The sequence below is a fragment of the Patescibacteria group bacterium genome, from assembly GCA_040387855.1.
GTDB lineage: Bacteria > Patescibacteriota > Minisyncoccia > Phycocordibacterales > JAKAEA01 > JAZKCY01.
In genome coordinates this window covers 621,984-636,923 of record JAZKCY010000001.1, presented here as the reverse complement: position 1 = coordinate 636,923, position 14,940 = coordinate 621,984, and the positions used below count along the sequence as shown (strand labels likewise).

The 14,940-nt window shown below is 37.2% G+C and carries 20 protein-coding genes; 17 read left to right on the top strand and 3 right to left on the bottom strand.

The features are described 5' to 3' along the window. The 3 genes from V4519_03600 to V4519_03590 are packed head-to-tail and all read left to right on the top strand — an operon-like array spanning position 1 to position 3,557. Complete coding sequence (locus tag V4519_03600; protein MES2437074.1) at positions 1-1,293, top strand: cache domain-containing protein; 1,293 nt, start codon at positions 1-3, stop codon at positions 1,291-1,293. Next, the gene (locus tag V4519_03595) at positions 1,290-3,143 is read left to right on the top strand and encodes an ATP-binding protein (protein MES2437073.1); all 1,854 of its coding nucleotides are present in this window, start codon (positions 1,290-1,292) and stop codon (positions 3,141-3,143) included. The genes V4519_03600 and V4519_03595 overlap by 4 nt, the downstream gene beginning before the upstream one ends. A 15-nt stretch (positions 3,144-3,158) precedes the next feature. Beyond that, complete coding sequence (locus V4519_03590) at positions 3,159-3,557, top strand: response regulator (GenBank protein ID MES2437072.1); 399 nt, start codon at positions 3,159-3,161, stop codon at positions 3,555-3,557. Here V4519_03590 and V4519_03585 read toward each other — a convergent pair. After that, positions 3,534-3,857 carry a hypothetical protein gene (locus V4519_03585; protein ID MES2437071.1) on the bottom strand — a complete coding sequence of 108 codons (324 nt, stop codon included), beginning with the start codon at positions 3,855-3,857 and terminating at the stop codon, positions 3,534-3,536. The genes V4519_03590 and V4519_03585 overlap by 24 nt on opposite strands. Before the next feature lie 32 nt (positions 3,858-3,889). Continuing rightward, positions 3,890-4,312 (bottom strand): hypothetical protein, encoded by a 423-nt coding sequence (locus V4519_03580; protein MES2437070.1) that lies wholly within the window; start codon positions 4,310-4,312, stop codon positions 3,890-3,892. Positions 4,313-4,420: 108 nt separating this feature from the next. On the opposite strand from V4519_03580, the gene msrA reads away from it, so the two are divergent. The 9 genes from msrA (at position 4,421) to V4519_03535 (ending at position 10,302) form a co-directional block, all read left to right on the top strand. Next, positions 4,421-4,987, top strand: a complete 567-nt coding sequence (gene msrA, locus V4519_03575; GenBank protein ID MES2437069.1) for a peptide-methionine (S)-S-oxide reductase MsrA — start codon at positions 4,421-4,423, stop codon at positions 4,985-4,987. A gap of 19 nt (positions 4,988-5,006) precedes the next feature. Beyond that, positions 5,007-5,420: a peptide-methionine (R)-S-oxide reductase MsrB gene (msrB, locus tag V4519_03570; GenBank protein ID MES2437068.1), complete on the top strand. Its 414-nt coding sequence runs from the start codon at positions 5,007-5,009 to the stop codon at positions 5,418-5,420. A gap of 125 nt (positions 5,421-5,545) precedes the next feature. Next, positions 5,546-6,007 carry a fasciclin domain-containing protein gene (locus V4519_03565; protein MES2437067.1) on the top strand — a complete coding sequence of 154 codons (462 nt, stop codon included), beginning with the start codon at positions 5,546-5,548 and terminating at the stop codon, positions 6,005-6,007. Between the two features lie 16 nt (positions 6,008-6,023). Next, positions 6,024-6,491 carry a hypothetical protein gene (locus tag V4519_03560; GenBank protein MES2437066.1) on the top strand — a complete coding sequence of 156 codons (468 nt, stop codon included), beginning with the start codon at positions 6,024-6,026 and terminating at the stop codon, positions 6,489-6,491. Between the two features lie 43 nt (positions 6,492-6,534). Then, positions 6,535-7,419, top strand: a complete 885-nt coding sequence (locus V4519_03555) for a peptidoglycan-binding domain-containing protein (GenBank protein ID MES2437065.1) — start codon at positions 6,535-6,537, stop codon at positions 7,417-7,419. A 115-nt stretch (positions 7,420-7,534) separates the two neighbouring features. Then, the gene (locus V4519_03550) at positions 7,535-8,086 is read left to right on the top strand and encodes a plastocyanin/azurin family copper-binding protein (protein MES2437064.1); all 552 of its coding nucleotides are present in this window, start codon (positions 7,535-7,537) and stop codon (positions 8,084-8,086) included. 18 nt (positions 8,087-8,104) lie between these two features. Next, entirely contained in the window at positions 8,105-8,560 is a 456-nt protein-coding gene (locus tag V4519_03545) for a hypothetical protein (GenBank protein MES2437063.1), read from the top strand. A gap of 9 nt (positions 8,561-8,569) precedes the next feature. Next, on the top strand, positions 8,570-9,508 hold the full coding sequence (locus V4519_03540) for an ATP-binding cassette domain-containing protein (GenBank protein MES2437062.1): 939 nt from the start codon (positions 8,570-8,572) through the stop codon (positions 9,506-9,508). A 5-nt stretch (positions 9,509-9,513) separates the two neighbouring features. Continuing rightward, positions 9,514-10,302, top strand: coding sequence for an ABC transporter permease (locus tag V4519_03535; protein MES2437061.1), 789 nt, complete (start codon positions 9,514-9,516; stop codon positions 10,300-10,302). Between the two features lie 317 nt (positions 10,303-10,619). Here the strand turns inward: V4519_03535 and rsmG are convergent, their stop codons facing one another. Then, positions 10,620-11,339 carry a 16S rRNA (guanine(527)-N(7))-methyltransferase RsmG gene (gene rsmG / locus V4519_03530; GenBank protein MES2437060.1) on the bottom strand — a complete coding sequence of 240 codons (720 nt, stop codon included), beginning with the start codon at positions 11,337-11,339 and terminating at the stop codon, positions 10,620-10,622. Positions 11,340-11,386: 47 nt separating this feature from the next. Between rsmG and V4519_03525 the strand changes: the two genes are divergently transcribed. The 5 genes from V4519_03525 (at position 11,387) to V4519_03505 (ending at position 14,744) form a co-directional block, all read left to right on the top strand. Beyond that, complete coding sequence (locus V4519_03525; protein ID MES2437059.1) at positions 11,387-11,896, top strand: hypothetical protein; 510 nt, start codon at positions 11,387-11,389, stop codon at positions 11,894-11,896. Between the two features lie 62 nt (positions 11,897-11,958). Next, positions 11,959-12,504, top strand: a complete 546-nt coding sequence (locus V4519_03520) for a hypothetical protein (protein MES2437058.1) — start codon at positions 11,959-11,961, stop codon at positions 12,502-12,504. A gap of 5 nt (positions 12,505-12,509) precedes the next feature. Then, positions 12,510-13,463 (top strand): hypothetical protein, encoded by a 954-nt coding sequence (locus tag V4519_03515; GenBank protein ID MES2437057.1) that lies wholly within the window; start codon positions 12,510-12,512, stop codon positions 13,461-13,463. A 24-nt stretch (positions 13,464-13,487) separates the two neighbouring features. Next, positions 13,488-14,069 carry a hypothetical protein gene (locus tag V4519_03510; GenBank protein ID MES2437056.1) on the top strand — a complete coding sequence of 194 codons (582 nt, stop codon included), beginning with the start codon at positions 13,488-13,490 and terminating at the stop codon, positions 14,067-14,069. A 39-nt stretch (positions 14,070-14,108) separates the two neighbouring features. After that, positions 14,109-14,744, top strand: coding sequence for an SdpI family protein (locus V4519_03505; GenBank protein MES2437055.1), 636 nt, complete (start codon positions 14,109-14,111; stop codon positions 14,742-14,744). Positions 14,745-14,940: the final 196 nt, after the last annotated feature.

The following is a 14,940-nucleotide window of genomic DNA, read 5'->3' as shown; positions in this document are numbered from 1 at the left end:
ATGAACAAACGTACGCTCTTTATTATAATAACAGTAAGTGTCATAGTCCTTATTATTATTGGTGGAATGATTTCATCAAATTATATAAAGAATAAGATTACTGATAATCTCATTACTGATTATGGTGAACAGGAAAAACTAATTGCAAGTCAGGTTGCTCAAACAATTGAAATTGAAATCCTTTCACTTGAAAAACAACTTTATTTTATTTCTGAGTTGCCTGAAATTAAATATGGAGATACCGATGAGTGTAATGCAAAACTTGATCAAATTAAGGAAGGAGGTAAGACCAAACTCGGAAACTTGGGACGAGTGGATGCAGACGGCACTTTTAAGTGTTCAGTAAACAGAGCACTTGTTGGAACAGAAGCTTCTAAATTGGGCCCATACATAACCAAAATTTTTGAAGATCCTCTTCATGAGCCTGTTATGAGCCGATCTATAAAACCAGCTGGAGCAACAAGCTTTCTCGTTGCTGTGCATGTACCTGTTTTTGGTGACGAAAAAGAATTCCTAGGAACTCTAGGAGGGGCTATTTATCTAAATGACATTCAGCAGCAATATATTTCAAATGTTCAATTTGCAAAAGATGGGTTTATAAACTTGTATGATGATGATGGTTCTATTTTATACAACTATAAAACAGAACTGATTGGAAAAAATATTGCATCTCCAGAATTTCAAAGCTTGGTTACAAATGGTACACCTCCTGAAAAAACAATTGCCGATATAAAAGCAGGGGTATCAAAAGTTACAAGATTTGGTTTTGATTCTCAAGAAAAAGTGGGAGCCTCTGCGCCAGTTAATCTCTCTCCTGAAAGAAAATGGCGTGTTTCTGTATCTGTACCTATCGCAACAATCAAAGAAGATTTGGCTGCTATTCATATTGATTCGCTTATACGACAACTTACATTCTATATTACGATGATCGTAGGAGTGTTTGGAATCATTCTGTGGTGGATTATTGATCGAAAAGTATTTATTCCAATAAAGATTGTTACTAAGACTCTTGAAAAAATGGGTGCTGGGGATACATCTGCAAAAGTGCCGTTTAGTGGTAATGATGAAATCGGTACGTTAGCAGCTGTGTTTAATAGTATGTCTGAAAAGATTAATGCTGCAAATATCACTCTAGAAAAGAAAGTTAAGGAACGAACTGAAGAAATAGAAAAGATTAATGTTTCGTTGCGTGATAGAAGTGCCGAGTTGGAGCTATTGAATAATGTTATGCTCGATCGTGAATTAAAAATGTCTGATTTGAAGAAGGAAATAGCAAAATATAAAAAGCAATGATATATAGCAATTTCATATCTTTGTGGAAAAAATATATCCACAATGGATTGCCACAAACATATAGTGACACCGAACAGCGTCATACTATCTTTGTAAATGCTTTTTCTATTGTAGGAATACTTTCACTTTCTATATTTGGTATAAGCCACATAGATACTCTAAAAAGTATGGGTACACTAGAGTTAGTATTTGCCGCGCTTCTAATATCTAATATAATTATTTTTCATTTCCAGAAAAAACCTCGACAAGCAGCAAATCGTGCACTTGGAATTATGATATTTGTCTTGATATCACTACTTTATTCAGGAGGTATTGAGGGTACTGGAATATATTGGTATTTCACGTTTCCAGTTTTAGCATTTTTTCTACGAGGTACAAAGGACGGCATTATGTGGGTTGGTGCGTTGATAGGTATTACTATAGTAGCTTCATTTGCTCAAGCAAGTGAAATTATTACACTTGCATATCCACTTGTCGTTATCCGACAGATGGTAGCAAGTTTAATTGCAGTGACATTGCTTGTCTATTTTTATCAAAGCATTCAGGAAAATTTTGAGAAAAAAATAATTAATACAACTAAAGAACTGAAAGAATTAAATTCGTATTTACAGGAAGAGACCCGAATAGCTTCAACAAATCAAGATCAGGTAGTAAAGCAAAACACAACATTACAGAAGACTAAGAAAGCTATGATGAATCTTTTGGAGGATTTAGAAGAGTCAAAGTCTAATATTGAGAAAATAAATGAATCTCTCAAAGTGAAAGATGCAGAACTCATTGATGCTCAAAAGATTGGTCAGATTGGAAACTATGCATGGGATATTAAGACAAATAAATTTGATTGGTCGGATATGATGTTTGAGCTTCATGAACGTACACCTGAGGGGGGAGAATTAACACCAGAGACATTCACAGAGCTTATTCACCCAGATGATCGAAAGGTTACTCAAGAAAATGTAGAAAGAGCTATTAAGACTCACGCTCCTTATGACAATGTGTATCGAATCAATCTAAAAGATGGCAGTATACGTTGGCTCCGAACACAGGGTAAAGTTGTGGTTGATGAACATAATAATCCAATCAAGCTTTTAGGAACTACCCAGAATATTACTAAAGAGAGAGAGATCGATCGTGCAAAAACAGAATTCGTATCTCTTGCATCACATCAATTACGAACTCCACTTTCTACTATTAATTGGTATGCTGAAATGCTTCTTGCGGGAGATGCTGGAAAATTAACTCCAGATCAAACTCAATATATTCAAGAAATATATACAGGTAACCAACGTATGGTTGAACTAGTAAATGCATTACTCAATGTTTCTCGAATTGATTTGGGGACTTTTGCTGTCGAGCCAGAACCAACAGATATTACAAAAATATCTGAAAGTCTTCTTACTGAGCTTATCCCGATGATAAAAACACGGGAAGTAATGGTGGATAAAAAATACGCAGAGAATATTCCGTTGATAAGTCTAGATCCAAAGTTAATTCGCATTGTGCTACAAAATTTGCTTACCAATGCAATCAAATATACGCCACCAAAAGGTAATGTAACTATTGATATTTCAAACAATAAATCTTCTTTGCAAATCAAAGTAGCTGATACAGGATACGGTATTCCAAAAGCGCAGCAATCGAAGATTTTTAGCAAACTATTTAGAGCAGATAATGTTCGAGAAAAAGAAACAGATGGTACCGGACTTGGGCTTTATATAGTAAAATCAATTATTGAACAATCAGGTGGTAAGATTAGTTTTAAGTCAGAAGAAAATAAAGGAACAGTATTTACCGTTACATTACCACTTAAGGGTATGAAAAAGAAAGAAGGAGTCAAAGGATTATCATAAATAATAATTATCTTTATGGCAGAATCACGCAAAACAGTATTGGTACTAGAAGATGAGCGTCCGCTTCTTGAAGCAATAAAAAAGAAACTTGAAATTACAGGTTTTGATGTATTGTCTGCACGTTCTGTAGATCAAGCAATTGCGTATCTCACAGATGTAGGAAATATTTCTGTAATATGGCTTGATCACTATTTGCTCGGTAAAGAAAATGGTTTAGATCTAGTTGCAAAACTTAAGAATAATGATGCGTGGAAAAATATACCAATATTTGTAGTCTCAAATACAGCAACCCAAGATAAAGTAACTTCATACTTGAAATTAGGAGTAAATAATTATTATACAAAAGCAGATTATCGACTCGATCAGATAATAGAGGATATTAAAACAGCATTAGACGAACACAGCGATAAATAGAATCCAGGTCCAACAGATTAGAGAAATGCACACAGTTCGTGTGCTTTTTCTTTGTAGTGCATTCACTATAAGAATTGCCAATACAGACATGTTTGAAATAAATTTAACAGACTGAGTATATTTTGGAATATCACCCAAAAACAAAAAGATGCCTGTGATAAAAAGAATGATAAGGCCTATCCATGCTATTTTTGTAGCAATAGCCTGAACACCAGGCAGCTTTTTGAAGAATGCATAACCTTCAAGATATGCTCCAATAATTCCTATGAAAGATGCAATAATGTGAGTAATTAAAATCATGACTCTAGTATATATAAATAAAAAAGCACCCGCTAGGGTTGCTTGAGCTGAATAAGAAGAACGATGCCGGTGACCATGCTTGCGAGGCCGAAAAGGATCGTCGTGTATGCACTGAATTTGTGAAGGATATTCCTCCACCAAATCCAGATGCATGAAACGGTATCCTCGTCCTCTTTAGTACTCACGCCCCGGAACACAAATGTCGTGAGTAGCAATAGTCCGAGAAACGGGTATGAGCACCAATGCAGGTGGAAGTAGAAGAACCATCCACGCGCGGACCGACCGAATACCCACATTGTGAGTTCGATGCCGCCGATTGCGATGAGTAGGGAAAGGTACGCATACCCAACTGCGCGCTTGTGGGCTTTGAGCTCCTTTCTACGCCCCGTGAGGATTATCATGAAGATGCAGTAGATCACATACATCACTGCACAGATCGCCACCATTTTGAACATCCACAACAACATACAGAGTCCCTTCTTGGCTAAGTCCTCACTTAATATATAAGAATACTCTTATGTGTCAATGTGATATAATTAACTTACTTAACCGTCAATATAATTATGACAACGAAAACAAAAGAAATTGCAGTGTTTGGTGGAGGATGTTTTTGGTGCACAGAAGCTGTCTTTAAAATGCTCAAAGGAGTAATTATTGTTGCTCCGGGATATGCTGGTGGAACTACCGAAAATCCTTCATATGATCAAGTATGTGGAGGTAAAACAGGACATGCAGAAGTCATTCATATTCTTTTTAATCCTACTCAAATTCAGTATAAAGATTTATTAACAGTCTTTTTTGCATCTCACGATGGGAGCACCCTTAATAGACAGGGTAATGATATTGGTACACAATATCGATCGATAATTTTGTATACTAATGATGAACAGAAAAAGGTTGCTGAGGATTTTATTAGTGAGATAAATACCTCAAATCAAGATGGTAAATCACTGGTAACTGAAGTTGTGCCGCTCACCACTTTTTATCCAGCAGAAAATTATCATGAAGATTATTATGCCAATCATAAGAATGAGCCTTATTGTCAGGTAATAATTAATCCAAAGCTTGAGAAAGTGCAGAAACAGTTTCAAGCATTGCTAAAGAACAACGAAGACATCGTAAAGCTTTAATTCTTTAACCCATAAATATATGACTATTTATCAACCCAACGATATGCCAAAAACAGAAGAAGAGTGGAAGGCAAAGCTTACTCCAGAGCAATATAAAGTATTACGTGAGAAGGGAACTGAGGCTCCGTTTACAGGGAAACTCTTGGATGAGAAACGAGATGGTACGTACAAGTGTACGGCATGCGGGAATCCTTTGTTTGCTTCTGATGCAAAATTTGAATCGGGAACTGGATGGCCAAGTTTTGATCAGGCACTTCCAGGAGCAGTGAAGTACGAACATGACGATAAATATGGAATGGAGAGAACTGAAGTGCTCTGTGCAAATTGCAACTCGCATTTAGGTCACGTATTTGATGATGGACCAGAGACTACAGGTAAACGATTTTGCATGAACTCTGTGTGTTTGGAACTCGATCCTGAGCAAAAAGCATAATCTAAGCAAAAAGGGCAAGTCTTGTAAGAAAGCTTGTCCTTTTGCGTTATTATATATATACTTAAGTAACTTAAGTAATCAAAAAAGGTCGGATCTTAAGTATTAGAGCCATAATATATAAACATATGAATTCACAAGAACAAGGTGTAATGGTGGGAGGAGCTATGATGGTGCCATCAAAGAACATTGTTGAGAACGCTATGAATGCAAACAATGTAAAAACAGTTGTTGCTGCAGTAGTAGCAGCTGGGCTCGCTGAGACATTGTCAGGCAAAGGTCCATTTACCGTTTTTGCACCTACTGACGCTGCTTTTAATAAGCTTCCAGCAGGAACTGTAGAGACATTGGTACAGCCAGAAAACAAGGCAAACCTAACAGCAATTCTTACCTACCATGTAGTATCTGGAGCATGGAAAGCATCAGATATTAAGGAAGGAGAACAAATGGTAAAGACTGTTAATGGCAAGGAGTTAAAAATTACCAAAAAAGATGGTAAAGTATGGGTAAACAATGCAATGGTAGAAATTGCTGACGTTATTTCTTCAAACGGAGTAACTCATGTGATCGATACTGTATTAATGCCATAAGGCACATAACACGACGATGGGACTTTTTAAAAAAATAAAAACAGTAACAAGCACAACGACTACCTATCGTGCTGGTTTGCTGCAAACAAAAGCCTATCGTGCATTAAAACAACATACTGCTGCTGTATTGGATGATTCCAATATTTCTACAGTTGAATGGGGGTTCTTAGGACTCCTGAGAGAAAATCCAAAAGGTTTGCGATTGAGTATCTTAGCCAATGAACTTGGTGTAGAAGCTCCTTTTGTAACTCAAATGGTAAATCGATTAAAACCTAAAGGCTTTTTTGAGGTTGTCACTGATCCTGAGGATAGTAGAGCAAAGATCATGTGTCTAACTCAAAAGGGAATTGAGTTTGTAGATTCAACTGAAAAAATTCTCAGAGAAAAAACACGCCGGTTGTTTCATGGTGCATCACTAACAGATTTGGCAGCGTATCTCACGGTGCTTCAGACTATTATTGATAACTATGAAGGTAAAGAATAGGTAAAAATTTTATCTAAATACTTAAGTTAATTAAATAAATTACATGAAAAAATTATTAGTTAGTTCATTAGTTGTAGCTCTTGTTTTCAGTTTTACTGGAGCACAAATGGTTTCAGCACATGCAACAACAATCAATAGTGATCTTATGGTTGGATCACGGGGTGCAGATGTTGTAACACTCCAGACATATCTCATGGAACATGAATACATGTCACCAACAGTAAAAGGATATTTTGGAGCACTTACTAAGGCTGGTGTGATGCAATACCAAGAGACACAAAAACTTCCAGTTACAGGAAAGTTTGATGCTGCAACCCGAGCAAAGCTTTCTGGTGGTGCCGTAACTACTCCATCATCTTCAGCGTCTATGTCAGCAGGAATGCCAAACACTATGACAAAAGCGGCAGATCTACGAGTTCTACTTAATGCTTTAGAGCATGAACACGTTGATCTCGCATCTGCAGCAGTTCGAGCTGGATTTGATGGTCATAAGAGTTTCGAAGCAGCTGCAGGACAGCTTGATAAGAACTCAGTTGATCTTTCAAAGGCTGTTGGATCAATCTACGGAGCAGATGCAGAAGCAAAGTTCCTTCAGATCTGGAGAAGCCATATTGGATTCTTTGTTGATTACACAGTAGCAGCAAAGGCAGGAGATAAAGCTGGAATGGATAAAGCTGTAGCAAACCTTGGAGGATATGTTGATGCTATTTCCGATTTCTTCTCACAGGCAAATCCAAACCTCCCACGAGAAGCAGTTCATCAGCTTGTAAGTGCCCATGTTGGACACCTTAAAGCCGCAGTAGATACATACGGAGCAGGAGATTTTGCTGGATCATACAAGAATCAGCATGATGCTTTCGTTCAGATCGGATCTATTGCAGATGCGCTTTCAGGAGCTATCGTAAAGCAGAACCCATCAAAGTTCTAATTAAAAGTATTTGATTGCAGAATATTAGACTGCGACTCAAGAGGAGATATAGTATGCTCTTCTTGAGTATCGGTAAAGTATTACAGGATAATAATAAAATTAATCTAAATAATATATGAACTCTAGAATAATAATTATAGCAATCATAAGTGCCCTAGTTTTTGTAGGTATAGTAGCAGTTGTAAATATGCAGTCTCGAGAACTTGATGTTCCTATAACAAATATGAATAGCACAAGCACTCCAATGACAACTTCAAATGCATCTACAACAATGATGCATGATGATATGGAAAATATGGATGATATGAATGCTGCTACAAGTTCAGTGCAAGCAACAACCTCAGTTAAAGCTACTACTCCTAAGCCAACTCCTTCAACCACAAAACCAACAACACCAATTGTAAAATCTACTTCAAATTCTGTTGCCGTGAGTATTAAAGGCTATGACTATTGGCCTAAAACACTCAGTGTAAAGAAAGGCACAATGGTAACATGGACAAATGAAGATATTGCAAAGCACACAGTTACTGGGTCAAATGGAGGCCCCGCAAGTGCATTCTTTGGAAAGGGTGAGACATACTCATATACTTTTAATGAGACTGGAACATTTGAATATTTCTGTGAGCCACATCCATATATGAAAGCTACAGTAGTTGTAACTCAGTAATAAAATAATAATAAAAACATGAATAAAAAATATATAACTTTAGGTATACTCGCTTTAGTCATAGTAACAGCAGGAGCAACAGCATATGCTATGAATAAAAATTCATGGCAAGAGGATGCTGTATTAGGTACATCAGAAATTAAGATTCCAACAACCCATTATGTTGATCTAACTGATGATAAAGCAGTACCAGCAGAGCTTCTGATTAAAATTGGTGAATATGTGCAGTTTGATAGTAAAGATGGAAAAACACATAACATAAGTTCTGGAAAAGGTAATGATTATGGTAATACTCATGAACATACAGCAACAAGTTCTAAAATGTCAGGAGACCAAATAGAATCTGGACCATTTGGAGCTGACGAAGGATTCAAAGTGTTTTTTGCTCGCACAGGTACCTATTATTTCCATGATCATATGGATGCTGATATTACTATTACTGTAGCTGTTTACGATCCATCAAAAAAAGAGTAGTATAGTCCAATGCAAGAAAACTCAGCAATTACAATTAAAAATCTTACCAAGTCATACGGTAAACTAAAAGTATTGGAAGGTATTAATATTAATGTTCCTAAAGGCACAATGTTGGCTTTACTTGGACCAAACGGAGCAGGTAAAACAACTACGGTTAAAATTTTAAGTACGCTTATTAAACCCGATGGCGGCGAAGTTGTTGTTAATGGCTTTAATGTCGTTGACGATGCTTACGAAGTACGAAAGTCTATTGGTCTCACTGGTCAGTATGCTGCTGTTGATGAAGTTCTCACCGGATGGGAGAACTTAGAAATGATGGGGCGTTTGTATCATCTTTCAAAAGAGCAAAGTAAGAAACGAGCAGGAGAATTGCTTGAGCAATTCGATCTTTTAGATGCTGCGGGAAGAGCTGCAAAGACATACTCTGGTGGTATGCGACGACGATTGGATCTTGCTGCAAGCTTGATTGCTGTACCTCCTATCGTTTTTCTTGATGAACCTACTACAGGTCTCGATCCACGAAGTAGAATTGCCATGTGGGAAGTTATCGAAAAGCTTAAGAAAGATGGAACAACTATTTTGCTTACCACTCAGTATTTGGAAGAAGCAGATAAATTGGCAGATCGAATTGCTGTGATCAACCATGGCAAAGTAATTGCTGAAGGAACTTCTGATGAACTTAAAGCGATGGTAGGTAAAGAGCGACTTGAATTAGTTCTTGCCAAAAATAGCAACTTTGAAAAGGCTGTAAGTATTGTAAATCATGCTGATGCTGTACTTGATAAAGAAGATCGAGCAATTACCGTGCCTGTAAACAATAGTGTGGCCGATGTAAAACGAATGCTTGATATGTTTGAGAAAGAGGGAATCCAGATCGAAAGTCTTTCATTACACAAGCCAACCCTTGATGATGTATTTCTAAAACTTACTGGTAAACAAACTCAATAAATATCATGCAAAAAACAACACATTCACGTTTATATTGGGTCATGAGTGATTGCTGGGTACTCATAAATAGAAGTATTAAGCACATCTTCAAGAATCTCGACCAGCTTATGTCGTTGGCAATTCAGCCTGTGATGTTTATGTTGCTATTCCGCTATGTTTTCGGCGGTGCGATTAATACTGGAGGAACAAGTTATGTAAACTTTCTTGTTGCTGGAATTCTTATTCAAATGGCGGCATTCGGAGCAATGACCACATCAATTAGTGTGGCTACAGATCTTAAGCGAGGTATCATCGATCGTTTCCGATCACTTCCTATGGCAAGTTCAACTGTTCTTGTGGGGCACGTTGTTGCTGATCTCGTACGAAACGTAATCTCATCTGCAGTGCTTATTCTTGTTGCATTCCTTATAGGCTTTCGACCAACAGCCACATTTACAGAATGGCTCATGATCCTCGCATTAGTTCTTTTATTTACTTTTGCAATCTCTTGGCTCTCAGCTGTGTTGGGCCTCTTAGCTAAATCTGTTGAAGCTGTGCAGTGGATGGGATTTGTTGCCGTATTTCCTTTAACATTCGCAAGTAGTGCATTCGTACCTACAGAAGGCATGCCAAAGGTTTTGAAAATCTTTGCAGAAAATCAGCCGGTGACACATGTGATCGAAGCGATTCGAGGATATATGGTAGGAACTCCTGTGGGCAATCACGCAACCATGGCAATCATCTGGTGTGTAGCCGTTACTGCAATTGCAATTCCACTTTCTGGATATCTTTTCCGACGATATTCTTCTGTTTAAATTGACGTAGCTCTGCGTTTCCCGTAGTCTGTTTTAAGGAATGTACCAGGGGGAATCACGGAGGTCTGATGCTTGTGAAAATTCTTTTCTACTCGAGTCTGATCTTGATGGCCATTGGCTGTATAATGGGATTTAGTCAGATGAGGGATGGAATCACGTATGCCGAAATAGAATACAAGTATGTCTACACAATTGGGCTGTTCCTAGCTTTAGTAGGAGCATTCTGTTTTGTGGGATCGATACTTGCGTATTTCTTTCAGGATAAAATCCGATTAGCTTTGAAACAAGGGCCGCACTAACACTGCGGTTTTTTTTATTTATACCAGTGGCTTCTTAAGTGGCATTCCTGATCGGCGTGGATACATGTCGGGAGTTTTTGAAATCTTTTTGATGATTATAATTTGTCGTTCAGGTAATTCTTCGAGATTAAGTGCTTGTGAAGACTCTACTTCAGCTCCCAAAAGTTTAATAGCATTAGAAGCTTGATCAACCTCATCAGTCCCTGCTTTTTTCTGAGCAATAAAAATACCATCTTTTTTAATAAGTGGAAGTACATATTCAGAAAGTGTTGGAAGGAGTGCTACAGCTCGTGCAGTTCCAATATCAAATGATTCTCGAAATTCTGGCATCTTTGCAAGATCTTCAGCTCTGCCGTGAATTGACTGCACGTTTTCAGGATCCAATTCTAAAGCAGTAATACATGCTTCCAGGTAAGATACCTTTTTTGCAGCTGCTTCTAAAAGAGTAATGTTTAGTTTTGGCTTCATGATTGCCACCACAAGTCCTGGGAAACCTGCACCAGTTCCCACATCAATATATGTACGAGCATTGTTTGGAATATGAGGAAGCACGGTGAGTGAATCTAGGAAATGCTTGATAATCACTTCTTTAGGATCAGTTATTCCCGTAAGATTCATAGTCTTATTCCATTCCAAAAGAGTATTCAAAAGTATAGTAAACTTCTCTAATTGATCTGCTTTTATACGAATTCCAAGTTTTTCAGCGCCTGAAATTAAGGGTTCCATAGTATTTTCCATATGTGCGCGATTATAGCATAAGAATGGCCATATGGTATGCTTTGAGCATGAAAAAAAGACTTGTGTACGTGCACGACAGTATGCAACTCGACTATACATATGAATGTACCGAACCTGTAGGTAAAAACTTTGATCCCGAATTTAAGCCTGATCTTACTCCAAAAGAGATGCTTGAGCTTGGTGTATTTGGTGGAAAATATCTTACTGATTGTAAAGATGAGTTTCCTGAGTCATGGTTTGCTCATGCAAAGCTTTCGTACGGCCAAAAGAATCCCAGCATTAATTATTTTCAAGTTGATGCAAGTCAGAGTCTGAAAGAATGGCAAAAGAAAGGCTGGATTTATGTGGATGATCCTCGAGGCTGGTTTCAATGGTATTGCCGTTACTATGTCGGACGTAGATTGGACAAAGAAGATGCTCGACAAATACGCAGATGGAAAGCAATGAAGCGACATATAGCACAAATTAAGAATAAATGTCGTCCGGGAGATGTATTTTGTAATACAAAACAACGCCAAGCACTCTTGCATTGGGCATACGATAGTAGAAAATTTTAATAGTGTTAGTTTTTAGATGCTGGTGCGTCACTAGATAGGTAGTAGCTAATATATTTACGTATATGCGAACAACTATATCTCAAGACTACCCACAGTTTACATCTGAAGAAGCTCTATTTCTGGTTACGGGTAAGCAGGATGCAAAATTTTACCATGTATATGATGCGACTATAGAATTAGTCGATGATATTTCTATTCCGCATCCAAAGTATTCTGATAGAGAAGGAAGTTATGCTTCAACAAGTAGAAACGGAATGATTCAATCAGGAAGTTCACTTACCGACTTAGATAGAGTAGTTATTCGTGATTTTATTACTGCGCTTAAACATCATCTTAAGATGTATATGCACATGCATAAGAAAAATATTGATACACTGTATCTGTTTACGCCTGATCATATGAAGAACTATATTCTAGATGCATTGCCAACTGAACTCAGATCAAAAGTCTCATATATATTTGCAGGAAATTATTATCACGAACATCCAGAATTTTTCCTACAAAAAATACAAGATCAAGCAGAACTAAATAATCTAACCGAACCTCAAGGTGAAGCAAAAAAAATTCTTGATAACTCATATAAAGCAAGGAGAGCAAAGTTTGCTTAATACCTATGCCAAAACGTCTTACGACAATTCCAAGTCATACCTATCAACCCACAACAGATAGAAATATCATGCGTTTTGTGGACCGCGAAGGGGATTGGACACACTATTGGATAAAATCTAAGAAGATGTTTGTGCCGGCAGTAAATCATATTATTAAAACTGGCTATCCAAAAGGAGAACGCTTCTATTCGTATTTGCTGAGCACTCAACCTGATGCCGCAGAGCGTAAATTAAGATCAGCGGGGGAAGAAGGTTCTCGTACGCATGAAGCAATTAGAAATTTACTTGAAGGTAAGCTTGTAGATGTTAAAACGAGATTTTATCATGAGCTTACATCCCGTTATGAACCTTTATCTCCAGATGAATGGGACAATCTTGAAGCTTTTGCAAAATGGTGTGCGGTATACCAACCTCAGGTACTCATATCAGAACATGCTGTATGGTCACCCACACATTTGTATGCCGGTACAGTAGACTTCATTGGATCAATCTTAGTTCCGGAAAATGATAAATGCTTTGGTAAATCAAGTTGGGGCAAGAGAATTCTAGTCTTATTAGATTGGAAAACATCGGGTGGCATATGGGATGATTACGAATTGCAGGTAGCCGCATATCGAGAGGCTGCGCTTGAAACAATTTTTAAGAACCAGCCAGTTCCTGAATTCGGGTCATTGTGGACAGGGATAGTGCGATTGGGTACAAAACACAAATCAGGATTTGAAATGAAAGTATGGAATGAAGAAATATCTGACAATAACTTTAGATTATTTCAGTCTGTGCTTGATATTTATGATAAAAAAGCTGGCTTTGAATTTAAACCAGAGATTAGACATATACCGTCACATTTCAGTCTGAAAATTCCAAGGTTGCGATTAAAAAAAACTAAAGCCAAAAAGCCGCCTGAAAGTGAAAGGGAAGATCATATGGCAGAGGCCGCTACCTCAGCTGTTACAAAATAAGAATTTTGTCGTAGTATAGATACTATGGATAAAAAAACAGCTTATATAGTAAGTAGTATTATTCTTATTTCTGCAGTTATTATTTTTGCATGGCCAGATACACGGGATGAAGTAGTCGTGCCACCAATAGTGCAAACTTCTACAAGTACACCACAAACTCTAAAGTCATATCAAAACATTGAGCATAGTATTGGATTTGTTTATCCAAGTACATATACCCTTACTCAAAAAGAATTGGGGAATGCAGAACGTAAGCATCTTCGCATTACGCTGGTGAGCGATACAACTGTTCGAGAAAATTCTGAGGGACCTACATCTATTAATTTTGATATTTATCAAAACAATCTTGATAAACAAACTATTGCTTCATGGGTAAAAAATTATAGTGAATCAAATTTTAAGCAGTCAGTTGTAGAAGGAAAATATGCTTCAACAACAGTAGCCGGAAAAGAAGCTATCACATATACATGGGATGGATTGTATCAAGGCGACAGTTATGTGTTTGCTCATGCTACAAATATTATAATGGCATCGGTAACGTATCTAACTCCTGAAGATACTATTAAAAAAGATTTTGAAACTATTCTTTCAAATCTAAAATTGTAAGAGTATAATAAAGAGATCCTAAAAGGGATCTCTTTATATATGAAAACATCATTATCTCGAAGTATTACATTTGCACTTTTAGTACTATCATTTATAGCGGGTTCGTATTTCTATCCACGGTTTCCAGAACAAGTAGTTACACATTGGAATTTGGTTGGGGAAGCAGATGGATATAGTACGCCGTTTGCTGCTGCATATTTTTTGCCAATATTGAGCTTGATGTTGTATGTGGTTTTTAAACTCCTTCCAAAAATTGATCCACGAAAAGATATGTACGCAGCTTTTAAAGAGACATACAATCTTATAGTTGTATCAGTGATTGTTTTCCTTACAATCATGCATCTTTTAGTAGGCTTTTATGGTTTAGGTTACACTATCCCAATACATATCGTTGTCCCAATCATGGTAGGGGCATTGTTTATAACATTAGGAAGTTATTTTGGAAAAATTAAAAATAATTGGTTTGTGGGAGTGCGCAATCCTTGGACACTCTCTCATGCTAAAGTTTGGGACAAAACCCATGCATTTTCGGGTAAGCTTTTTGTAATTGCTGGGGTCTTATTCATTGGTATGGCCTTTATTCCAAACCAGTATATAACCCCACTTTTTATTGCAATTATCGCTGGAATAATTATTATCCCAAATATCTATTCATATATAATTTATGGAAAGTAAGTTTAGCAAAAAGCTCAAAAAGCTCGATCTATCTTCAAGCTTTGCATTCGTCATTGGCTTAAGCTCTATGGCTATTTCGTGTATAGTCGCAGTAATTACTTTCTTTAAGCTAGCTGAGCAGCAAACTAATCTTGGGCTTTCTTTTTTGGTCGCCCTACTAGTGTTTTATGTATTCTCTCAAGTCTATTCTTTTATT